Below are 22,818 nucleotides of genomic sequence, written 5' to 3' on the forward strand. Positions count from 1 at the left end.
AAACGGAAATATTATGATCCAAGAAAACGTGGCAATGCCTGTTGGACAGCTGCAAGAATTAAAAAACGGTGAAATGATCACCCACAATACCGCTGAGTTTTTTGCTAATAAGAAAGTTGTTATGTTTGCCGTTCCCGGTGCTTTCACACCAACGTGTTCAGCAGCCCATTTACCTGGATATGTCGTGTCAGCTGACGAGCTAAAAGCAAAAGGTATAGATGCTATCATTTGTTTATCGGTTAACGATGCTTTTGTAATGGCAGCATGGGGCGAAGCACAAAATGCTGAAAACTTAATGATGTTAGCTGATGGCGATGGCAGCTATACCAAAGCACTCGGCTTAGAAATGGAAACGGCTGCATTTGGTGGCCTGCGCTCACAGCGTTATTCCATGATCATCGACAATGGTGTCGTTACCAATTTGAACGTTGAAAAGCCTAAAGAGTTTGAAGTCAGTAAAGCTGAAACGATACTAAATCAGTTATAAATTTTTGTTAAAGCTATCTAGGGAGTATATGCTCCCTTTTGATTATTACGCTCATTTCATAGCCATGTTTAATCACTCACAGGCAATTAAATAGTTAAAAAAATATAAATAAAAACAATTCGCGTTTTCTCGCAGCCCTTGTTTTATAAGGGATTTTGTAATTTATGATTTGAATATGGATAAATAATCACGCATACTGCGCAAATAATTTATGTGATAAAACGCACAACGGAGCAGCACAATGTTAAAACCTGAAATGGTTAAGCAATTAAACAAACAAATTAACTTAGAGTTTTATTCTTCTAACTTGTACTTACAAATGAGTGCATGGTGTGAAGAAAAAGGTTTTGAAGGTGCAGCTATGTTCATGCGTAAGCATGCTGCAGAAGAAATGGATCACATGACACGTCTATTTACTTACGTGAGTGAAACTGGTGCACTACCAATTCTAGGTAGCATTGATGCGCCACCACATGAGTTTGAATCATTAGCTGATGTATTTGAGAAAACCTATCAGCATGAGTGTGAAATAACTGAGCACATTAATAGCTTGGCACACCAAGCATTTACTAATCAGGACTATTCTACTTTTAACTTTTTACAATGGTATGTTGCTGAACAGCACGAAGAAGAAACCTTGTTTAAGAGTGTTCTAGATAAAATCAACTTGGTTGGACACGATGGCCATGCGCTATTTTTTGTTGATAAAGATTTAGCAGAAATGGCAAAAGTCGGTAGCGGTGGCAGCATTATGACCGATGTAGCAGCTCAATAAAATTCGTTCTGTTGAACATCAACGCTTTGTCACATCCATGTGATCGCGTCATACCGTTCATCCTGAACATAAAAAAGGCTTGCCGGGATCAGCTGCAAGCCTTTTTCATTTCTACCAAAAAGTTAACGCTGATAATTAGCGCTTAATATTTACTCATCTTCTGTTTGTTTAATCATCTCAATGCGATAGCCTGTTGGCGAGTCGGCATCATCTTCGACCACTAAAAACAGTTCATCTGACTCTTCGTCCAGAATCATTTCAAAACTTGATAATATAATTTCACTGCTATCAACTTCTGCAATAGCAAAGACTCGATAAGTATTGTTCTGCAAATTAAGAGACTCAGGCTGGGTATACACCGCATTACGATTATATAAAGCCGTTTCTATGGTTTCGTCGCTACGTACGAAGTAAAACGTTACTAGATTAAAATCATCATTATCAACTAAGTTAACCATAGTGATTTGATGATCATAAATACTTTCACGGGTGCTGTTATCAACAACTAGTGAATGAATTGTCACTTCAATTTCATCAACAATACCGTCATCGTTTTCATCAACGTCACCATCGCCATCATGGTCAACGTCTTCTTCATTTAAGTAGAAAAATATCGTTTTGTTAGTATTCTCTGCCAAACCTAATAGATGGTTACTTAGCAACGGCTCAGACGTATTAGGAATTAATAAGTCTAAACTATAGTCTCCTTTTTCCATTTCTTGTGTTGCACTATAAGTACCACGTTCTAAATTGCTAATCTCTGATTCTTCATCAACACCATTAATATACACGTCAAAAGTACCTGTATAGTTAGGAATTAATTCATGCGCTTTAATTGCATTGTAAGCACGAAACTTTGCTTCAGAATCTGTATCTAAATATTCGGTAATTGACGAGTTCGACATTTGATCCATTGCATAAGCTGAAGTGCCTGAGCCAGTATTTTCACGTACTATCATCACATACTGTGACGGGTAGGCGTAATCAATATCATCTGAAGTAAATAGCACCTCTTCTGTACCTGATTTGGTGATATAGAAAATATAGTTATCTTGATCAAATTTTTGATTGTCAGATAATTGCTTATAGCTGTAGTTACCAACTAATAATGCTTCATTAAAAGTTTCATCTGACTCCGACATATAAACATCAACACCCTCTGAATCAGGATGTAAATTTAACACTCGTAAGTTAAATAAGTCGTTATCTTCGTCTTCATCATCATCTAATACTGCAATACTGTAAGTTTCAACTTGTGGTGACGTTACATCATCAATTAACACTAAAAGTTGAATGGTATCTGTCGATACGTTAATTTCCCCTTCGGCAATAAGCTCTAAGTCATCACGGTCAGCACTATCTTCATCTTGCCAGCCCATTTCATAAAAATAGCTATCAGTATCAATTTCAAAATTACTCAACGACTTTGTATATTCAACACCGTTAAACGTAACTTCAAAATTTTCATCGTCGTCGTTATCGTCTGACTCAAGGTCTTCATCAATGGTGAGAATTATTTCAGGGGCATTTTTCGAACTATTGTAAAACTTCACATAACCAACATTCGAGCTGTCATCGCTTCCACCACAGCTAATTAGCCCAATAGCAGATGCAAGTAAAAGTACTTTTGAAGAAGATATGTATGAAAATACGCAGGATTTAGAGCTCATATTTTTTTCCATTAAAATTAATTGCCATCACTGCACAGAGTATACTGGCAGCTAACCAATGCTCCCGGCCAATAATATGGCCGAATTAGCATGTTGTAGAGCAGAGTTTTATGGATAAGTTCTCCTATTGTTCTCATCTTTGCACTTCTTTACTTAATTATACTTTTCCTGACAGAACTCATTAATAAAGGGATTAAGAAAACATATAAAATAATGTAGATAACACGTTGTGAAAAAGGCGAAAGATAATATCAGAAGTTTTAATGCAAAAGAGTTAGCCATGAAGAGTTGAGTTTAAAAACAAAAATAAGGTTTTGTGGATGTATTAAAATGAAAAATGAGTGGCAAAAAAATTTCTTTCTGCCACTCATTACCAGAGTTTACTTAGGAGTTGTTAATATTTAATTACTTCAAAGAAAACATACGAGTAATGGTTTCATCTTTATCAATTAAATGATGTTTTAATGCGCCAACAATATGTAAAACGATCGCAGCGATTACAAAATAGGTAATTAAGCCGTGAATTTCGTGCCCTAAACCGCCAACAGCACCATTTAATGCAACAGTTTCACCAGCAGCGTCTAGTGTTTCAGTAATCAGCTCTAAACCGAAAAGACTTAAACCATGACCACCACCAATCGACATCATCAAACCTGACAACGGGTAAAGTACCGTAGAAATAATGAGTATCCAGTGAATAGCTTTGGCAATAGTGTGCTGTGCTTTGTTCATTGCGCCAACAGCGCTTGGCCAGCCTTTCTTAACTCGCCATAAAACGCGTACCAGTGCTAATACAAATATAATAGCACCAAACGACTTATGTAGATCATACAAAGCAAATATTTCAAATTCACTCATGATGATACCAACGGCTAGTAATGAAATCATACCCAAGGCAATGATAATGTGTAGTAGTTTAGTTGTACCCGACAAGGTTGCATGTGTATCGTTCACGGTAAATTCCCTCCAGAATTCTAATTTAAAGCCATTATAACAAGATAAAGGTTAAGTTCAGGTTAAAAAAGTTAGCGACTTAACCTTGCTCGCGCTCATCAGCCTTCTCACGTATAATGCCGCCTTTTCAACGTATAAATTAGGTTATTCCCTTGATATTTTCTGATGTGGTTATTATTGGTGCAGGCGCAGCAGGCTTAATGGCAGCTGCCACTGCAGGCTATAGAGGGCGTAGTGTCACAGTCGTTGATATGGGGAAAAAACCTGGCCGTAAAATATTAATTTCAGGTGGCGGGCGTTGTAACTTTACCAACGAAAACGCTGGCCCAGAAAACTACCTTTGCCAAAATCCTCACTTTACTAAATCGGCGCTTAGCCGTTATAGCGCACAAGACTTTATTGAGCTTGTCGACCGTCACGGCCTTAATTATCACCACAAAACCTTAGGCCAATTATTTTGTGATGATAGCGCGCAAGACATCGTTGATATTTTGCTGACCGAATGTGAATGGGCTGGTGTCAATATCGCCATGCGTAGCGAAGTGATTGCCATCAGTAAAAATGAAACAGGTTATATAGTGCAAACCAGTGGCGAAAGTTATCAATGTGAATCTTTAGTTGTTGCCTCTGGTGGTTTAACTATGCCAAAACTTGGCGCTAGTCCTATGGGTTATAAAATTGCTGAAAAATTTGGCTTAAGTGTTCTGCCAACAACCGCTGCACTAGTGCCTTTTACTTTGCATGAACACGATAAACAAAAGTTTGATGGCTTATCTGGCATTAGCATCTTTACTGAAATATTCAGTGAAGATGGTACTACATTTAAAGAGAATATACTGTTTACTCATCGCGGCTTATCAGGCCCAGCCGTACTACAAATATCTTCTTTCTGGCAAGCGGGCCAAGCGGTAACCATAAACCTATTACCAGAATCATCTATTGACAGTTTGATAACTGAATGGCGTGAAACTAGCCCACAAAAATCACTAAAAAATCTATTAAGTACCGTATTGCCTAAACGCTTTATTGAAGCATTAGTAAAACAAAAAGATATTTCAGATAAAGCTATTAACCAGATCAGCAACGACGAAATTACTTACTTAGGTCAATATCTGCATAATTGGCAAATAAAACCCAATGGCACCGAAGGCTACCGTACAGCAGAAGTGACTTTAGGCGGCGTTAATACTGATGAATTATCTTCCAAAACTTTTGAAGCAAAAAAATCCAAGGGCTTATTTTTCATCGGTGAAGTGATTGACGTGACAGGTTGGCTTGGCGGCTATAACTTCCAATTCGCTTGGAGCTCAGGTGCTGCGTGCGGGCAGGCATGTTAGTTTATGATATTCAGCTTTAAAAAATTTCAATTTGATTCCGAGCAGCAAATCTTAACAAAAGATGGCAGTACACGCTCCTTCAATGAAAAGCCTGCGCGCTTATTAACATTATTTTTATCTGAACCTAATAAGATTCATAATAAAGCTGAAATTTTAGAATACGTATGGCCTGACAGAGTAGTTACTGAGCAAGTTGTCTTTCAAAACATTAGTTATTTGCGGGTACTTTTTGGTAACGACGCAATTAAAACCTTTGTTAAAAAAGGCTACCAATGGCAACTACCGTTAACAGTTGCTGCCGATGATCCGGGTCAAGGTATCAGAGCAATATGTCAAACAGAACAAATCCAAGACCTTGTATCTGACGATAACTTAAGTGCTACATCACGACCAATAGTCAATTTAGATCATCCACTTTCCGACAGCTCTATGAAAGATGAGCATAAGACTACGTCACCTTGGAGCAATAAAAGATTATTGCTTAGTTTATTGCTTGTGGCTATCGTGACTTACGTCTTTTGGCTAAATCCTCAGCAAGAAAAATTCGAAACGAAAGCCTCTCTTATTGTCTTGCCATTTGAATATAAAGACACTGCAAAGGCAGGCCATATAAAGAATGTCATCGCAAATAATCCGCAATTAGAAATTCGATTTCCTTTACATGGACCAAGCAATCAGATTTTGTTTGATTCACCATTTAACACTTGGCAAGCCCAAGCCAAAACACCCAATACGCTAATTTTGGCAACACGCTTTTACGATGTGGGCACCTGTGGTGTATTAAGATTTTATCTACAGGGGAAATATCGAGGCTGGCAAGGCTACATTTATGCTGTCAGTCAAATCGATCGCGTTAAGCAGCTCAATCAATTAATCACTCTAGTTGCTGATAGCGAGTATTTTTCAGTTAAATCTGAACATATGGCGCTATCAAAATTAACTGCATTACATAATAAAGCACATGAAAATTTACTGGTAATGTCTCAATTGGCGAACAAAAACTACCAACTAGGTTTTCTAGACCGCGCTGCAGCATTGGCTAATACCATGCTTGAGTCTGAACCCAATGAATTAAATATCGGTTTGTTAAACCTGTTAAAAATTAAAGTTGCATTAAGAAATACTGACTGGCAAAGCGCATTACCACACATTACTACGGCAATTAATGCTTTCAATAAGTTAAACCTACCACACCTTGAGTCCTTAACTCGAATAGAGCAGGCCTGGTATGAAGTGCATAACAACAATTATCCCCAGATTCGTAAATCGCTAAATTTAGCGATTAATAAAGCGAGAATAAGCAATGAACCGTTGCAGGAAATGCTGGCACATCTTGTTCAATCATCGTTAGCATCAAAAAATAATCAGCTAGCCTTAATGCGTAATGAACTTGATTCGGCCAAACAATTATTTGCGCTGCACCAGCTGGGTAATGAGCATCAAGTTCCCATGTTTTATACGTTGGCTGCTGCAGCTAATTCGCTAGAAGAAAGACTTTTACAATATGGCGCTGTTTTACAACAACCTTTTTCTCCTCTATATAGTGACAAATTTTATTATGCTGCTGAAGCCTTACGCGATGCTCATATTGCACAGCAACAATGGGATAAAGCCAAAACAACGATTAAGCCGTGGCAACGTCGTTCTTTTATTTCCCTGACACAAGCCCATATAGCATTTGCTCAACAAGATAGTGCGACAGGAGTAAAAGCTGCTATTCAAGCATTTAGGCGCGCCCAAATTGACTATGACGTGCAAGACGCGCTTAATGCCGCACTGCTACTATTAACGCTTTCAGAGCAAAATTCCAATATTACTAATCCGCCGCAATACGTTAGTTATATTAAGCAAAATGCTAACCACCGATGGCTTAGAGATAACCAATTTGCGCTTAAAAGGTTAAAATTACTAAAAGGTGTTGCGATCTTTTAATTCTGTGACACCTTTAAGTTAGCTGATAACTAGCCTTTTATTTCTGTAAATTCAAGCCAATCCATATACCAACGATCCGGAGTTTCACGAACCACATTCATTTCAATTGTATAATTACCTTTTTCTAAGAATACCTTATGGCGTTTAGATATTTTATCGTCAATTTTAGGGTCATAACTTACTTTCCCTATAAGCTGGTTATCTCGCCATAGTTTAAAAAACTCACCTTTCGAGCCAATTTTTCCACGATAATTTAAGTTGTACCAAGCTGACTTTTTGACATCAATATTGAATTCAGCTTTCGATACTAATTGCTCCGCCCCAGTATATTTCACTAAATAATATAACTCCGGCTTATCACCTTTTGCTTTTCTGTGTTTAAGATGCAGATTCTCTAAATTCGAAGTCTCAAACATGTTAATACGCCCTGGAATATCTAGACTTTTCGACTTAACGAATACAGCAGGCGTACTAGGTAAACTCGTTAAATTATCCGCTACTGCAACAATTCGAAAACTTCCGCCTGACTCAGGTAAGTCAACTAAAGTGCTAGTACTTGAGGCTGGTACGGTCGCAACTTTATCGTAATACTGTTGGTAGAATCCTCCCAGTAAGTGTCCAAATGAATTGGCAGATTTATATATATCAAAACTCGTTATTCGTAGATCTTTACTCACATTCCAGTTGAGCTCAAATGTATGATTGTTAGGTGCATTTTTATTTTTTATTAGCTCAGTGACATTAGGTATTGGCAGTAGCTTTGTTCTACTTACTAAGTGTTTTTTTTGTGCACTCTTTAAGCGTGCTTCAAATGTTACAGCTGATTTTTCTGTTTCTTCCTTATGACCATCAGAGGCTAGACGAAATCCAATTGCAGCACTTGGTTTCCGTGTTTTTCTATAGGCAGATCGTAAAGTATGTCGGTCAGGAACAAAATGCCAAATTGTACCCCGCATAGATACATCTTTACATTTATCAACTCTCATCTCTTTATCAGAATGTGCTTGATAACCGGGGTAGTAACATTGTCCTAATATTTGAAGGGTATTGCCCACCATATCATATAGACCAAAAGGATTAGGTCTATATAAACCAACAATAGCGTTGTATGGTTCGCCGTCATCGCAGTTTGCATGACCGATAAAGCCCACGTAACTCGCGCCGTATTGTCTAGAGGCAAAATACTCACTCGATTGATCGCCAAAATTCCCGTATGAGCACGCCTGAGTATTATTAGGGTCATCTCCCCAGAAAAATTTACTCGAAGTATTGGCTCTAACAGAGTATTCCCACTCCTGCTCTGTTGGTAAACGATATTGCACGCCTGTTTTATTACTCAACCATTTTGCATAGTCATTAGCATCTTGCCAGGTAACACACGTGACAGGCTGGTATTCATTATTAGTATAACGATGGTTATCCCAAGTAGCCGTGATACCTTCCTCGGCGGCCCCCATCCAGTTTTCACTAAGTGTATCATTACAATTTTTTTTAGGACGAAACCCTGTATCATGAGCAAATTTCTCGAACTCAATGACTGTTACTGGATATTTTCCCATTTGAAAGGCTGTCAAAGATACAGAATGTCGAGGCTTCTCGTTTTTCTTTCCTAAATCATTACCCATCATAAAGCTACCAGCTGGAATATTCACCATAGATGGAGCAATGTAGTCTTGTGCCCAAGTAGTCGAAATTGAACCCATGCCAATAAGCAGGGTTTTAACGGTTGCATTTAACGCAATCTCATAAAATGATTTTTTTAACATCTGTTTCCTCTAAGCTTTTAGTTTTAATTGGCTATAGGCTAAGAGAGTTAACTTTCTTCATCTTAAAATTTATCTATTGTTTCTCTAAAAAAGTTTTAAGTATATTTTTCAGGTGGTTACTTGTTTTAAAGTGCTAGTATCATAGAATCTGTGATGACTAGATAATGATTGAAGTCCGTAACTTGCCAAGATCAAAGATAAAAATCGACAGTGTAGGAGATTAAATTAAAGCGAAACACAATTTTTCACTGGCGTCACTACGGTAACATCACTATGTCATGATTAATTGCAATGAACTGACTCAGCAGTAGTTGATCAGCTTTTAAGTCAGTAATTCTCCATGAAGATGCATTTAGGTGGGTTATTGGCTTTATAAATTGGCCAGTTAAATTGTACTGGTTCAATATAAAGCTGTCCGGATTAACACTATAAATAAACGACTCATGAATTAATAAAGCTTTTCCATTTAGCTTTGCTAATCGCTTTATTTCAGTATCATTTTCATCTAATGAACGAGTAAAGACTTCACCGTAAACATTGCTATAAATTAGCTGGTTATGATAAACCCAAGCTCCTTCAACTTGATTGATTCCAAATGGGCGTAACGTTTTCTTCTGAAAATCAAAGCGATACAAACCTCCAGGCTGAGGATCATTTAGCCTTGCTGAGAAAAACTACCGGTAATGATAAGCCAATAGCGCAACACATTGTTACTCATCACCATACTGACCATATGATGGGACTTAACGATGTAGTAAAACAGGGGGCAAATTTAGTCATTCACCCAACTAACATAATCGCTGTGCGAAAGCACTTGCAAGAGCCTCTAGCTGACAATCGATTTGTGCGAATAAAAGAGGCGAGCTACTTGGCCGACGGCAAAGTTATGCTATTTGATGTGCCGAATAGTCACGCTAAGCATAATTTAGCGCTCTATCTACCTGACCATAAGTTAATTTTTACGGAAGATATGTTTGGCAGTAGTTTTCAAACTGAATTACATTCTCCCAATGGCTGGCCAAGTGTTGACACTTATCATCGATTGGATGTGTTAGTAAATAAAATCAATCAGTTGGATATTAAAGTAGATCAATATGTATCATCCCACCACGCCAGAGTATTGAACCAAGCAGAGATAGATAAAGCGTTGGTGTTAAGCCGCCCTTCTAAAGACCAGCTAATAAAACGGTTATTTTCTGGCAATACCGAACAGTAAAATTGAGCAATTTAGATTAAAAACTTCCTTTGTTATTAATTTAATTACGTCAAACCGTGTTGTATTTAAAATGCAGCATGGTTTTCGAAGCATTTCAAAAGCGAACTCAGTTATATTTTATTCTCAAGCAAATAATTCACAAAGCTCTTTAACGCTCGGTTCATCATAAGATTTGCAGGATAAACCAGCGACACTGGCACTCTATCAAACTCATAGTTTTTAAGTATCGGTATTAACTGCCCAGAATCTAAATAACTTTGGGTTAAAAACGTGGGTAAATAGGCAATGCCGTTACCATATGCTGCCAATTGGGCGACAATGTCACCATCATTCGCTTCATTATGACTCGTTACCGCTACATTCGCTTCTTTACCATTTTCTTGGTATCGCCAGCGTTTGGGTAAGCGATTTGAACTGTCGGTAATACACCTATGCTCTACAAGTTCCTTTGGATGTATGGGTTCACCATAGCGCGCTAAATAATCAGGACTAGCAACAAAATTTACTTTGATATCACCGTATCGTCTAGCGATATAACTTGAATCTGGCAATTCGCCAATTCTGACGCTTAAGTCAACGCCCTCTTCCACCATGTTGACAAAGCGATTGAGAAACAACCAAGATATTTTAACTTCTGGATGTATTGCCATAAACTCACTGGCTACTTTTAAAAAACCAAGTGACACTGAGCCTCGTGGCGCTGAAATAGTAAGTTGTCCAGATAATTCAGCATCTGACTGTTGGGTACTATTTTCAAGAGTAGATATTCGGCCTAACACTTCTTTAAACTCTTCTAAGTAACGATTCCCTTCGGCCGTTAAGTGCATAGCTCTGGTGGTACGATATAAAAATTGACATGAAAAGTGCGCTTCAAGATCTGAAACCTGACGGCTGATCGCAGAGGTGACAATATCAAGTTCTCTTGAAACAGCACTAAAACTGCCTTTTTCAGCCACCATAACAAAAGTATTCATGGCTTTAAGTAAGTCTATCTTTCTCTTCATGAGAACAATCATTTCTTTTTATCATTATTTATCTCATTAAACATCTTAAATATACTTGTTTCAAGCTTAATTATTGAAAACCTAATTCCTTAAAACACTTGGAGATAAAGATGAAAATTTTACTTATTGGCGCAAGCGGTACTATCGGCAAAGCAGTAACGACAGCATTAGCAAACCAACACGACGTTATAGCAGCAAATTATTCTGGTGGTGATGTTAGTGTTGATATCGGCAATCAAGCCTCTATCAAAGCAATGTTTGAACAAGTAGGAAATGTTGACGCTATTGTTTCTACCGCTGGCTTAGCAAACTTTTCTGCCTTAGCTGAATTAACTGACGCAGACTACGACCTTGCACTGAATAATAAATTGATGGGACAAATTAACTTAATGCGTTTAGGTAAAAATTACCTGAATGACAATGGCTCAGTTACCCTTACTTCTGGTGTTTTATCTCAAGAGCCGATGCAAGGTAGTAGCGTTATCAGCATGGCCAACGGTGCTTTAGAAAGCTTTATTAAAGCGGCCAATTTAGAATTAGAAAACATGCGCATAAACGCCGTAGCGCCTATTTTTGTTAAAGAAACTATGGCAATGATGGGTATGGATACACAAGACGGCTTATCTGCAAAAGACACAGCCAAAGCTTATGTTGCAGCTGTCACAGGTACTATGAGCGGTACAACACTTGCCGTTACAGACTACGTATAATTTATCCCGTACAGATTAGAAAAATTTTCTAGTTCGTACATTGCTACGGTGAAAAATATACGAATGTAAATAAATGTATCTAAAGTGCTTTTTATCGCAAAAAATCTGCACTTTAGCCTAATATAAGACGCAAAACAGCACGGATATTTTATAATCTCGCTAATGTAGTTTATTGAGATCGTAGAATGAATTTAACGCGTAACGCTTTAAAAAATCCAGCTGCCATTATCGTGATAGTCGCGTTGGTACTGGTATTTGGCTTAATGAGTGTTTTTAAGCTTCCGATCCAATTAACGCCTGATATTGAACAACCACAAATTACTATTTCGACTGGCTGGCGTAGTGCAGCACCTGCAGAAATGGAGTCGGTCATTATTGAACCGATTGAGAATGTTGTAAAAAACACTCAAGGTGTAACTAAAGTCACCACTAGCATTCAACGTGGTTTCGGCAATATTACCTTAACGTTCGATGTTGGTGCTGATATGCAACGCGCCATGCTCGATGTAATTAATAATCTCAACCAAGCACCACCATTACCGCTAGACGCCATTGAACCCGTTGTTTCAGCAGGCGGCGGCAGAGGCGGCCCAAATACTGCCTCTTTAATGATTAAAACCTTACCTGACAATCCAAATTCAGATTTAGGTATGTATCAAAAGTTGATTGAGGACGTGGTTAAACCACGTTTTGCACGTATTCCTGGCATGGGACAAGTCAATTTAAATAGTTCTCGCCCAAGAGAGTTACGTATTACATTTGACCCATTACGCGCTGCTTCATTAGGCTTATCAATCGCCGACATTAGTGCAACCATTTCTCGCGCTAGCGATGTTTCTGCCGGTGTAGCAGATGTTGGCCGACGTCAATATACCGTTCGTTTTTCGGGTCAGTACAGTGTTGAAAATTTATCAGAAATGATCATCAGTTTTAGTGGTGACCGCCCTATTTACTTAAAAGACATTGCCACAGTAGAGAATACCTTAGTAGATCGTTTTGGTTTTAACTTACGCAGTGGTCAGCCATCATATTATTTCACCTTAAAACGACAAAACGACGCGAATACTGTTGCCCTGCTCGATGAAATAAATATCGCCATTAAAGAGCTTAATGCTGGCCCAATGAAAGTAGCAGGCTTAGTTATTGATCTGAGTTTCGATGCTTCAGTACATATTCGAAACGCCCTAGAACTGGTGCAAAACAATTTGGGATTGGGCGTATTGCTAGCATTAATTATTCTGTGGTTATTTTTACGCGGTATACGTAATACATTGATTATTGCTGCCACTATTCCTGTGTCTTTAATGGTGTCGTTCATTGCCCTCGCAGCATTTGATCGCAGCTTAAATGTTATTTCTCTAGCGGGTTTAGCTTTCTCTGTTGGTTTAGTGCTCGATGCCGCCATCATCGTCCAAGAAAACATTGTTAGATTACGCAGCCTAGGTATGGATAGCGGTAAGGCAGTTATGCGCGGTGCCTTGCAAGTAACGGGCGCTTTGTTTGCTTCAACAGCAACAAGTGTCGCAATATTTCTGCCCATTCTTTTTATGAAAGGTATTGAAGGACAGCTATTTTCTGATTTAGCATTAACGCTTTCTATCGCGGTTATTGCCTCATTAGTTTCCGCTATTACTATTATTCCTATTGCCAGTAAGTATTGGCTTAAAACTGACAAAACTCTCGACCCTTACGCGCATTACTGGGAAAAGTTAACTAATTTAGTGATGCGTTTAACCAATTCAACTATCAAGCGTTTCACATGGATAGCAGCATTGTTAGGCGGCTCAATATTGGTGACCATATTAATGATGCCAAAAACAGATTTTATGCCTAGGGCGCCAACTGATGGTTTTTTCTATAGTTTGAATATGCCCCCAGGCGGAAACGTTAACTTTATCGAGCATGAATTCGCCAGCTTAGTTAAAGAACGCTTAGCACCTTATTTATCAGGCGAGAAAATGCCAAAAATTAAAAGCTATAACTTCTACTCTTTCGGCTCAGGTGCAACAGGCGGTTTTGTTTATTCCGACGACCCAACGCGTGTTGAAGAGTTAATGCAAGAAATAAAGACCAATGTTTTTTCTAACTTACCTGATACACAAGTTTTCTTATTCCGAGGTTCAATGATCAATGTTTCAGGTGGCGGTAACGGTCGTACTATTGATATTGATATTAAAGGGCCGAATATTGAAAGCTTGATGGCTGTAGCACAAGCAGGCATAGATGCAGTAAATAAAAATATGCCTGATACAACGGCATTTCCTAATCCAGGGCTAAGCTTGTCAGAGCCTGAATTAAAACTAGTGCCTAATGATCAGCGAATTTCTCAAGCAGGCTTAACACGTCGAGATGTCGCAAACGCTATTCGCGCCTATACTAGCGGTTTATTTATTAGTGAATATTTTGATGGTAACGAGCGAGTTAACGTTATTTTACGTGGAGAGCAATGGAAAACGCCTGACGAGTTAGCTTCACTACCCATTCATTCTCCTCTTGCTGGTGTACAAACTATTGGTGAATTAACAGAAATTACCCGTACTGCCGGCCCAACACAATTGCGTCGTGTTGATGGCAAGCGCACGATTAGTTTACAAGTATCGCCGCCGGCCAATATGTCACTTGAAGAAGCACTAAGTGCTATTCAAGAAAATGTTATGCCATCAATGAACGCATTATTACCTGAAGATTCTTCCATTTTATTAAGTGGTAACGCTAATGAAATGGCCGCAGCCATTAATGATATGTTAAAAAACTTCATTCTAGCTTTGGTTATACTTTTTCTATTGATGACAGCGTTATTTAAGTCAGCAAAAGACAGCCTGTTAGTATTGCTAGTGATGCCAATGGCTGTCGCGGGGGGCGTATTAGCATTGAATGCGCTCAACCTTTTTACATTCCAATCACTCGATTTAATGACTATGATTGGCTTTATTATTTTACTTGGTTTAGTGGTCAACAACGCCATTTTATTAGTTGACCAAACTCGCGAAGGTGAACGCCAAGGCTTACCTACGCGCAGAGCCGTTGCGCAAGCCGTACGAATTCGCGCAAGGCCGGTTTACATGAGCACATTAACCAGTTTATTTGGTATGTTGCCGCTAATGCTAATGCCAGGGGTAGGTAGTGAAATTTATCGCGGTTTAGCAGCGGTAATTGTTGGCGGCATGACCATCAGCGCCATTTTTACTTTAGTGCTATTTCCATGTTTATTACGATTAAGTGAAAGCAATACCCAACAAAGTAATGCGCAACCAAATAGTAACGACAATGTCGCTAAACTTAACGCTGACCCTACGCCATTAGCAAGTAATCACTAAGGAAAAACCATGCTTACCATAACAAAAAGACTTACCAACTTACTTAGTGCCACTGTCTTTCTTGCGGGTAGTTGTGTGGCCGCCGAAAGCCCACCACCGAAGCCTGTCAAAGTTGATCAAGTAACCGAGATGAATTTATCAGCATCGACAGATTTAATGGCAACCGTTTACAGCCGCTCACATATTCAAATAACCGCAGGCGTTAACGGCCGTATTGAATGGCTTGCCGAACCGGGGACCCTAGTTCAAAAAGGTGATGCATTGGTAAAAATGGATTTATTACCATTAAAATTAATGCAGCTTGAGCAAAAAGCACAACTAAAACGCGCAAAAATTAATGTTCGATATTTAGAGAACGAAGTACAGCGTTTACAAAAATTGAAGCTAAGTAATTCAGCATCACAGTTTCAATTAGATCAAACCCAATCTCAATACGATTTAGCACAAACAGATATTGAAATTGCTGATTTAAAGTTACAACAAATAGAAGACCAAATTCAACGTGCCACCGTAGCAGCACCCTTTTCAGGTGTGATCACCGAACGTCTTGTTCGCGCAGGTAGCGATGTAAATCGCAGTGATTTATTACTAAAAATATTAGACACAGAACAGTTAGAAGTTCGCTTATATGTGCCGATTAAATACCTCGCTTATGTGCGTAAAGGTCATGGTTTAGATATCAGTGCAAACGGGCAATTGATTAATACAGAAGTCACCTCGCTCATTCCTAGTGCCGATCCGAAATCGCAAACTTTTGAAGTGAGAATTAATATTCCATCACACTTAAATAAATCTTGGGCAAGCGGACAGTTAGTGAAAGTTACCGTTCCCATTCAAGCAAGTAGCCGAAGTTTAACCGTACATCGCGATGCACTCATTTTACGTAAAGATGGCACGTACGTGGTAAAGATTGATATGGAAAATACTGTACATCGCTTACCTGTAGTTGTTGGTAACGGCACATTTGAGCGTGTGAGTATTGAGGGTGAATTAAAGCATGGCGACAAAGTTGCCATTCGTGGCGCTGAACGATTAACTCAAGGGCAGAAAGTTTTAGTGCAGTAAGCTTATCAAATCGACTTTACCTTGCTTAATTTAACATCAATTTATGGCGTCGAAGGCAGAGTAATGGTATAAACGCCGCCATAATATTTGAATAAGTAGAAAAATTACCTTTCTACTCCAATAAACTAAAGGTAGCTGCTTTACCACGTGATATTTCACCGTGAAGTAGAGCACTGAAAGATAATGAATTTAACAATAGAATTTAACAAAGCAGAAATAAAAAGCGCATTCGACTGGCAATTGATGCAAGAAATCAATGTCAAAAATAATGACGGCCAAATAATTGCCAAAGCAGAAGTTGATATCATCACATTAAATAAGCACCGCGGTGCTGATGAAAGTTATGAATTGCTCGCTCAGGAAGGAGGAACTGACTGGGAAGTGCCGCTCAATGTTTATTTTAAAAAGCAAAACATCGCCGCCGACTTAGCAGAACAGCTACAAGTAAAAACAGATACAAAAGCGAAAAATCATATCCTGATTGAAGCCATTAGTGTTTTGCCTGAATTCCGCCAAAAAGGTGTAGCAAAGTTTTTGCTTAATGAAATTGCACAGCACTATTCGAAAGCTCAATCTATTTCTATATTAAGTATGCCGATGCATTTATTTGTTGACGCTGATGATTGTGAAACAGAAGAAAACAAGGCTTATTACCAAGCGCTCAATTTATCGGAAAGTGATGCTAATCAAGAAGCGTTAACAAGCTTTTTAACGAAGTCAGGCTTTACCAATGTCGCCATTGATGACAGCGCGCTTGAAGAGCCTTTACTATTTAAAGTATTCATTGCTAGTCCGCAAACTATTTTATAAGTAACCTCAATTCTGGATAGGTAATAAATTCTGCACATTAGTAAAGCGCTAGTGTGCTTACCTACTTTCCCTTATAGCTTTACCTTTCAAAGCTTGTATTAGCAGTTGTGCATTAATTTCGTTACCTTTTCTATAACCGATAAACTGTGGTTCAGAATATAATAAGGTATCTGCAAGTGTGATCTTAATGTTTTGCCTCAATAGTTCATATTCTGCCCAAGCTTTATCAACTAATATAGCGTCCACCATCCCAGATTCGACTAATTTAAATAAGTTTTTTACTTCATTTGAAGTACTGGTATAAAAAGATCCATTGAGAATTTCAACTGACATAGCCATCAGCTTATCTATCACTTCTTTCGGATAAGTATAATCACGGGCAATCAAAATTTTACTCTGCTTATTATTGCTATTAAAAGGTAAACTTGCTGTTTTTTCATTCTTATAAGCAAAAAGCAAATCCCAACTTCCCATCGGGTAATCGATTAACTTTATTCCATCAGTTTCATCAACATGTAATGCAAAGTCGATATTACCTTGTTGAACTTCTTTCAAACAACGTTTGAAAGGCAACTCAATAAACGTTAATTGATAATCAAATGGTTCTAATGCACTTTTTAAAAAGTCGATATCTCGGCCATTTGCCAAACCATGCTCATCGACAGAAGAAAAAGGCTGCCAAACTTCAAAACAAAATGAAAACCTATTTTCACCTCTAGCCTCATTAGAATTCATAAAGAAAAAAAATATAACTAAAATTCTCAGCAGAATAGCACGCATAATGTCCTTAAAAAGTTAGTTCTATTTTAATAATATGGCATATATAGAAAACTGCTAATAAGTTCGGCATTGATATTGATGTGAAACAACATAAGGAGTGATTAAATATTAAGCACACTGCTAATATTTGAATCTAAATAATTCGACAATGAAAGTGCGGCATGTAAAAAAGCCCCTAAAATAAGGGGCTTTATAAATTAGCTAACAAGTATACTTTCTAACTTCTACGTAATTTTCTAGATACTAACAGCATCATTGCTAAAGCAAAAATGGCCATTGAGCTTGGCTCAGGTACACTCACTTGGTTGCCCAACTGTACGCTCGCACCTCTAGTGTCAACAACACTATGCGGCAAAGCAAAGTTATCAAAAGCATTAGCGTTATTCAATGCAAAATTGGCTAAACCATTGCCTAAAACAGTAAAATCAACTGATGCTAGCAAAAAGCGATTTAATCCACTTTGTGCAAGGTCTAAATCAGAGAAGAATGCAAATGATGTTTCAGCTACCGTAAAAGGTTGACCAGAGATATATGCATCAGTTCGAAAGCTAGGCAAGGTTGGGTCTACATCAATATTGCTACCAAACATCACTCGCTCAAAGTTCAGCAAGCTTTCTTGAAAGCTAAAATCAAACGTGAACCCTGAAACTAGTGCTTGAATACCTAAACTATCTTCAAGTTCTGAAATATATATATTGGCCGTTAAGCTATCATTAATACCATAAGCCTTATCTTCGATATCAATAGTAATTAAAGAAGCATTCGCTGATATTGTGGTAAACCATAATGCTAAAAGTATTAGTAATTTTTTCATTTTTTTTCCTATTTTTGTAATTATTATTGTTCTTACATCGCACAGCGATTGCGGGTACAACGCTGCATTAGTCCACGAGCATCAAGTGCATTAATTTGACCGTCATTGTTAAAGTCGTAGCTTAAATCAAAGCTTTCACCAGCTCTTAGCATGCCAACAAATATTCTAATATCAGCAATATCAATATCATTATCATTATCAAAATCTCCAACCAATACTTCTGGAGTACTAAAAGTGAATGATACGATAACAGGGTCATGATCAGACGCTCGATAAGCATCACTACCATAATATGAAGCTAATTGGCTATCAGACTTACGCTCAGTGTTATAATCAAATGCTCTTGGTTCGTCAGCGTTTATATGCCAAGCATCAACAGAATCGATTAGCGCTGTAAGTGCATTTGACGCTAACGCATGATCTAAATAACCCGTTTTACCGCCAAAAGTATAAGAATATGCTCCACGGCCTAGTTTTTCAGCCATTAGGTTGCGGTATCCACTATCTGTAATCTTACGGATAGGATCTTCTTTTCCGTAAGCATTCAAATCACCCATAATCAGAACATTATCAGTATCAACGCTAGTTGGTTTCGAATTTAACCAAGATACAAGTTTAGTCGCCGCTTGAGTTCGAAGCTCATTCCAACAAGCTTGTCCGTCATTTTGATCAGCATTCGCACCTGAAGCGCTACCACAACTTCCTTTAGATTTAAAATGGTTAACAGCCACAGTGAATGCTTCACCGCTGCTTTTTGACGTGAATGACTGTACAAGTGGTTGACGGTTACCAAAATCAAATGGCACTTCATTGGTTGTTGCCGTATTTCCAGCCATAGTTACTGTCGCAGGCTTATACAATATCCCAACAGCAATAGCATCACCACCTAATCCAGCGGCATCTATACTGACGTATTGATAAGTATTTTCACCCATCACACTGTTCAATTTAGTCGTTAAATCCGCAATGGCAGAAAGCTCACCATAACCATCATTTTCAATTTCCATTAAACCAACAACGTCAGCATTAATGGCAGCAACTGCAGCAACTACTTTATCACTTTGACGAGTAAATTCAGTAAACGTATGCGCGCCACGTGCTGTTGGAAAACCACCACCTTGGCCATCACCATTAAAGTAATTCAATACGTTAAAGCTAGCGACTTTAATTTCGCTTGCCGAACCAATGGTAGGTGATGCCTTTCGTGCGTTATTAGCAAAAAACGTTGGAGTCTGAATAGGTAAAATACGATAGGTATTGAAGCTGTAATCAAGAATACCTTCAATATTATCAACTGTATCGCCTAATCTAACACCATTATTGTAATCTAGACCGCCATTAGGAAAAGGAATAAAATCAGGGTTTTGACTGTTATTTTTATCATCAAGTACAATAATATTACGGCTATTTCTTTCAGCCAATGCAATAGCTTGTTCAGAACCAGGGGCATAAATGTTCGTTGGAATAAGTAAGCGCCCTTTAGATAAACTCAGTTGACCAAATCTTGCCAAGTTAAACGTATCTGTAACATGTAGTTTTTGATCAAACGTAACTTTCATACCTTCTAATGATTCCCAGTCATTAATATTAGCAATCGGCATAATGATATTAGTTGCCGTTATAGCGGGACCCACACCACAATCTACAAGGCCTTCTGTCAAAGCAAGTTGTGTACGGTTAAAAAACTCTTTTACGTCACCTTTAGCGCGAACAAGTGAACCTTCAATTGGCATAGCCCCTTGGTCATTTAAGAAAACAAATATAGCTTCTGATGTTGCAGTATCTGTATCAGTATCTGTCGCTTCTTCTTGTATGAAAAAGCCAGATAAACTATCAACTGCAGAGGTCACAACACCTTCAATAACTTTATTGCTTCCAACCATAGTTGATGCATTACCGTTACCTTGAATGCCACTGATAAGTTCAGCGCTATCGCCACACATGCCAATTAGTGAAGGTTCCGGCTCAGGATCTGGATTAGGGTTTGGATCAATAATTACACCATCAAAGCTATGCGAGCCCAAAAAGCTGAAGGTATTCGATGGATAACTATCCCACTGAGTAGCAACAATGAAGTCATCCGTGGCGTTAGTATCGCCTGTACTAACGGAAGATTTTCTCACTAATGTGGTATTAGAACCCCAAGTAGTTCTAACACCTTTAATGCCAAATGAGTCTACTATTGCACCATCTTTAACTAGCTCAATATAATCATCACCATTAAAGTTAACTGCGCTATTAGTGATATCTACTAATGGTTTTAAGGCACTGTCATCTGCTATTTGCGTAGAACCAACAACAATAACATCACTCGCCAAAATTTCTCCAGAAAGGTCCGCTGTAACGGTTGCTGAGTCATTACCATTACCATAAAGTTTTAGTTGATAGCCCGATAACGAAACAACACTATTAGTTGGGTTAAATATTTCTATCGCCTTATTAAAACTACTGCCTTCAACATATTCTGAAATAAACAATGCTGAATTACTTGATGGCGGCGTAGGATCAACAGGGTCTGGAGGTGTTGGGTCAACCGGATCAACTGGATCTGGCGGCGTAGTACCGTCACAAGCATTAGTGAATACTTGCGTTACCCATTCAGGGTGATCGATAAACGGGTTACGGTTACCTTGAAATTCATAAATACGGTTATTACGCTCTTGCTCAAAAGTATCAACCGGATCAGCCTCGTGCCATGCGAGCAGTGCACATAATTTACCTAATCTTGCTTGGCCTGTACTAGTTAGCATATCAACTAAAGTTAAATCAGGTGTTTGAGGATCAGCACCTTCATAGCGCACATCCATATAAAAAGTCATACGCGCAACATCACCTTTAACCACATCACGAGGTTCAAAAGAGTTACTGTCAACTTTATTCAGCGGGGCTTCAGGTAGATTATTATCACTGTAATCGAAATCTAAATTACCACGTGAAGAGTTAACTGAAATATCGGTTGGTCTTAAGTGATGAATATCAGTATAAGCAGCAGCGCTTGAGCTTGGAAAGCCATGGCTTTTTGCCCATACATGCTCACGATTCCAATTATCAGGATTCGATGATTGTGGGCCACTACCGTTAGAAAATTTTGCTAATGAAATACCTCTATACAACAAAATAACATTGTCACTATTAAGTGGATCTTCATCAGTCTGAGTTAATGCTGTCCATACTTGCGAATAAGACAATACATTATGGTTAATACTAATCGCACCATTAATTGCGCTGCGTAAATTAGATGCTGTTGCTTGATTTGCTAACGCGGCATTAACATCTGCATAATAAATGCTATCAACAAAGTCACTAGCTGACGCAACTTTGCTTAAATCAGGGCAGTTAAAACAAGCATCTACAATGGTCCCTGTTGCAGGAGGCTCGACTGGCGGCGGATCAATTGGCGGCGGATCTATCGGTGGTGGCTCAACAGTACCTGCACCACTAGTAACCACAACATCGTCTAGCGTAATATATTCAGAACCAGCATTGTTCTTCATACTAACGCGAATAACCAATGAATTTCCTGCTGCAATAACAGCTGAAACAACTTCACTTGTAAAGTCATCAACTAAAGTATGCTCTGCACTACCTTTACCTTGCCAATCAGTAATTGTTTCAAAAGCACCGCCATCAATCGCGTAAGCGACATCAACAAAATCAGTACCTTCATGGTTACCTCTTTCGGCCAGACTTACTGCCAGCTTAATATCAGCCATATCACTAATATTAATCTCTTCAGACTGCCAAATAGCAACTCCGTCTAGATCTCGTCCTTCAAATTTACCACTTTTTACTTTAAACCAATCTGACGTTGCTGTAAGTTGCGCTGAACTAACATCAATTGACCACTTGGTTACATTACTCAAATCTATTTGATTAAAAACAGCGCCTTTACCATCTATATTCGCCGCATCGAAGTTTTCACTCCATATTTCATCCGCATTAACCACAGAAGAAGCTAAAACACTACCGGTAAAAATAGTACATACCGCTTTGCTAGCTAGATTCGACTTAATACTGCTGAAATTTTTCCGTAAAAAAATATCCACCACATACTCTCCAAACATTATTATTATTCAAAATTACCTATCGGTATTCTGTCTATCTAATGTTAAGTTATTGTTACGAAAAAATGAAGGTTTTTTAATCACTGACCAACTGGTAAGTAAATTTAAAAATAGGTT

The 22,818-nt window shown here is 38.4% G+C and carries 17 protein-coding genes; 9 read left to right on the top strand and 8 right to left on the bottom strand.

Annotation, left to right across the window (positions count from 1 at the left end):
* The first annotated feature begins 34 nt into the window (after positions 1-34).
* Both B7C41_RS19000 and ftnA read left to right on the top strand, forming a co-directional pair.
* A complete protein-coding gene (locus B7C41_RS19000) occupies positions 35-487 on the top strand; it encodes a peroxiredoxin (RefSeq protein ID WP_407919565.1) in 453 nt (150 codons plus the stop codon).
* Positions 488-728: 241 nt separating this feature from the next.
* Positions 729-1,262 carry a non-heme ferritin gene (gene ftnA, locus B7C41_RS19005; protein ID WP_085300553.1) on the top strand — a complete coding sequence of 178 codons (534 nt, stop codon included), beginning with the start codon at positions 729-731 and terminating at the stop codon, positions 1,260-1,262.
* Positions 1,263-1,411: 149 nt separating this feature from the next.
* On the opposite strand, the gene B7C41_RS19010 is transcribed toward ftnA, so the two are convergent.
* Positions 1,412-2,932, bottom strand: coding sequence for a DUF4397 domain-containing protein (locus B7C41_RS19010; protein WP_085300554.1), 1,521 nt, complete (start codon positions 2,930-2,932; stop codon positions 1,412-1,414).
* 405 nt (positions 2,933-3,337) lie between these two features.
* Positions 3,338-3,886 (bottom strand): cytochrome b, encoded by a 549-nt coding sequence (locus B7C41_RS19015; RefSeq protein WP_211279554.1) that lies wholly within the window; start codon positions 3,884-3,886, stop codon positions 3,338-3,340.
* A gap of 152 nt (positions 3,887-4,038) precedes the next feature.
* Between B7C41_RS19015 and B7C41_RS19020 the strand changes: the two genes are divergently transcribed.
* Positions 4,039-5,223 carry a BaiN/RdsA family NAD(P)/FAD-dependent oxidoreductase gene (locus tag B7C41_RS19020; protein WP_085300555.1) on the top strand — a complete coding sequence of 395 codons (1,185 nt, stop codon included), beginning with the start codon at positions 4,039-4,041 and terminating at the stop codon, positions 5,221-5,223.
* 3 nt (positions 5,224-5,226) lie between these two features.
* Positions 5,227-7,155, top strand: coding sequence for a winged helix-turn-helix domain-containing protein (locus tag B7C41_RS19025; RefSeq protein WP_085300556.1), 1,929 nt, complete (start codon positions 5,227-5,229; stop codon positions 7,153-7,155).
* 29 nt (positions 7,156-7,184) lie between these two features.
* Here the strand turns inward: B7C41_RS19025 and B7C41_RS19030 are convergent, their stop codons facing one another.
* Together B7C41_RS19030 and B7C41_RS20205 are read right to left on the bottom strand one after the other, a co-directional pair.
* Positions 7,185-8,921, bottom strand: coding sequence for a formylglycine-generating enzyme family protein (locus B7C41_RS19030; protein ID WP_085300557.1), 1,737 nt, complete (start codon positions 8,919-8,921; stop codon positions 7,185-7,187).
* A 257-nt stretch (positions 8,922-9,178) separates the two neighbouring features.
* A complete protein-coding gene (locus tag B7C41_RS20205; protein WP_085300558.1) occupies positions 9,179-9,556 on the bottom strand; it encodes a hypothetical protein in 378 nt (125 codons plus the stop codon).
* Positions 9,557-9,582: 26 nt separating this feature from the next.
* Between B7C41_RS20205 and B7C41_RS19040 the strand changes: the two genes are divergently transcribed.
* A complete protein-coding gene (locus B7C41_RS19040; RefSeq protein ID WP_085300559.1) occupies positions 9,583-10,137 on the top strand; it encodes an MBL fold metallo-hydrolase in 555 nt (184 codons plus the stop codon).
* A 110-nt stretch (positions 10,138-10,247) separates the two neighbouring features.
* On the opposite strand, the gene B7C41_RS19045 is transcribed toward B7C41_RS19040, so the two are convergent.
* A complete protein-coding gene (locus B7C41_RS19045) occupies positions 10,248-11,141 on the bottom strand; it encodes a LysR family transcriptional regulator (RefSeq protein ID WP_235839789.1) in 894 nt (297 codons plus the stop codon).
* A 110-nt stretch (positions 11,142-11,251) separates the two neighbouring features.
* Here B7C41_RS19045 and B7C41_RS19050 point away from each other — a divergent pair, with 110 nt between their 5' ends.
* The 4 genes from B7C41_RS19050 to B7C41_RS19065 all read left to right on the top strand — a co-directional run bounded on the left by B7C41_RS19050 (position 11,252) and on the right by B7C41_RS19065 (position 17,043).
* Positions 11,252-11,851, top strand: coding sequence for a short chain dehydrogenase (locus B7C41_RS19050; RefSeq protein WP_085300561.1), 600 nt, complete (start codon positions 11,252-11,254; stop codon positions 11,849-11,851).
* 185 nt (positions 11,852-12,036) lie between these two features.
* Entirely contained in the window at positions 12,037-15,168 is a 3,132-nt protein-coding gene (locus B7C41_RS19055) for an efflux RND transporter permease subunit (RefSeq protein WP_085300562.1), read from the top strand.
* A gap of 9 nt (positions 15,169-15,177) precedes the next feature.
* Positions 15,178-16,233 carry an efflux RND transporter periplasmic adaptor subunit gene (locus B7C41_RS19060; RefSeq protein WP_085300563.1) on the top strand — a complete coding sequence of 352 codons (1,056 nt, stop codon included), beginning with the start codon at positions 15,178-15,180 and terminating at the stop codon, positions 16,231-16,233.
* A 183-nt stretch (positions 16,234-16,416) separates the two neighbouring features.
* Positions 16,417-17,043: a GNAT family N-acetyltransferase gene (locus tag B7C41_RS19065; protein WP_085300564.1), complete on the top strand. Its 627-nt coding sequence runs from the start codon at positions 16,417-16,419 to the stop codon at positions 17,041-17,043.
* A 57-nt stretch (positions 17,044-17,100) separates the two neighbouring features.
* Here the strand turns inward: B7C41_RS19065 and B7C41_RS19070 are convergent, their stop codons facing one another.
* The 3 genes from B7C41_RS19070 to B7C41_RS19080 form a co-directional block, all read right to left on the bottom strand.
* Positions 17,101-17,823, bottom strand: a complete 723-nt coding sequence (locus B7C41_RS19070) for a substrate-binding periplasmic protein (RefSeq protein ID WP_085300565.1) — start codon at positions 17,821-17,823, stop codon at positions 17,101-17,103.
* Between the two features lie 217 nt (positions 17,824-18,040).
* Positions 18,041-18,637, bottom strand: a complete 597-nt coding sequence (locus B7C41_RS19075) for a PEP-CTERM sorting domain-containing protein (protein WP_085300566.1) — start codon at positions 18,635-18,637, stop codon at positions 18,041-18,043.
* Positions 18,638-18,669: 32 nt separating this feature from the next.
* Positions 18,670-22,683 carry an ExeM/NucH family extracellular endonuclease gene (locus B7C41_RS19080; RefSeq protein WP_235839790.1) on the bottom strand — a complete coding sequence of 1,338 codons (4,014 nt, stop codon included), beginning with the start codon at positions 22,681-22,683 and terminating at the stop codon, positions 18,670-18,672.
* Positions 22,684-22,818 lie beyond the last annotated feature (135 nt).

Origin of the sequence: Cognaticolwellia mytili, assembly GCF_002104475.1 — a bacterium.
Classification (GTDB): Bacteria; Pseudomonadota; Gammaproteobacteria; order Enterobacterales; family Alteromonadaceae; genus Cognaticolwellia; species Cognaticolwellia mytili.

Excerpts from the sequence above, each read along its gene's own strand:
- B7C41_RS19000 (WP_407919565.1), top strand. The coding sequence starts at position 35 with ATGCCTGTTGGACAGCTGCAAGAATTAAAAAACGGTGAAATGATCACC.
- ftnA (WP_085300553.1), top strand. The coding sequence starts at position 729 with ATGTTAAAACCTGAAATGGTTAAGCAATTAAACAAACAAATTAACTTA.
- B7C41_RS19010 (WP_085300554.1), bottom strand. The coding sequence starts at position 2,932 with ATGAGCTCTAAATCCTGCGTATTTTCATACATATCTTCTTCAAAAGTA.
- B7C41_RS19025 (WP_085300556.1), top strand. The coding sequence starts at position 5,227 with ATGATATTCAGCTTTAAAAAATTTCAATTTGATTCCGAGCAGCAAATC.
- B7C41_RS19030 (WP_085300557.1), bottom strand. The coding sequence starts at position 8,921 with ATGTTAAAAAAATCATTTTATGAGATTGCGTTAAATGCAACCGTTAAA.
- B7C41_RS19045 (WP_235839789.1), bottom strand. The coding sequence starts at position 11,141 with ATGAAGAGAAAGATAGACTTACTTAAAGCCATGAATACTTTTGTTATG.
- B7C41_RS19050 (WP_085300561.1), top strand. The coding sequence starts at position 11,252 with ATGAAAATTTTACTTATTGGCGCAAGCGGTACTATCGGCAAAGCAGTA.
- B7C41_RS19055 (WP_085300562.1), top strand. The coding sequence starts at position 12,037 with ATGAATTTAACGCGTAACGCTTTAAAAAATCCAGCTGCCATTATCGTG.
- B7C41_RS19060 (WP_085300563.1), top strand. The coding sequence starts at position 15,178 with ATGCTTACCATAACAAAAAGACTTACCAACTTACTTAGTGCCACTGTC.
- B7C41_RS19065 (WP_085300564.1), top strand. The coding sequence starts at position 16,417 with ATGAATTTAACAATAGAATTTAACAAAGCAGAAATAAAAAGCGCATTC.
- B7C41_RS19070 (WP_085300565.1), bottom strand. The coding sequence starts at position 17,823 with ATGCGTGCTATTCTGCTGAGAATTTTAGTTATATTTTTTTTCTTTATG.
- B7C41_RS19075 (WP_085300566.1), bottom strand. The coding sequence starts at position 18,637 with ATGAAAAAATTACTAATACTTTTAGCATTATGGTTTACCACAATATCA.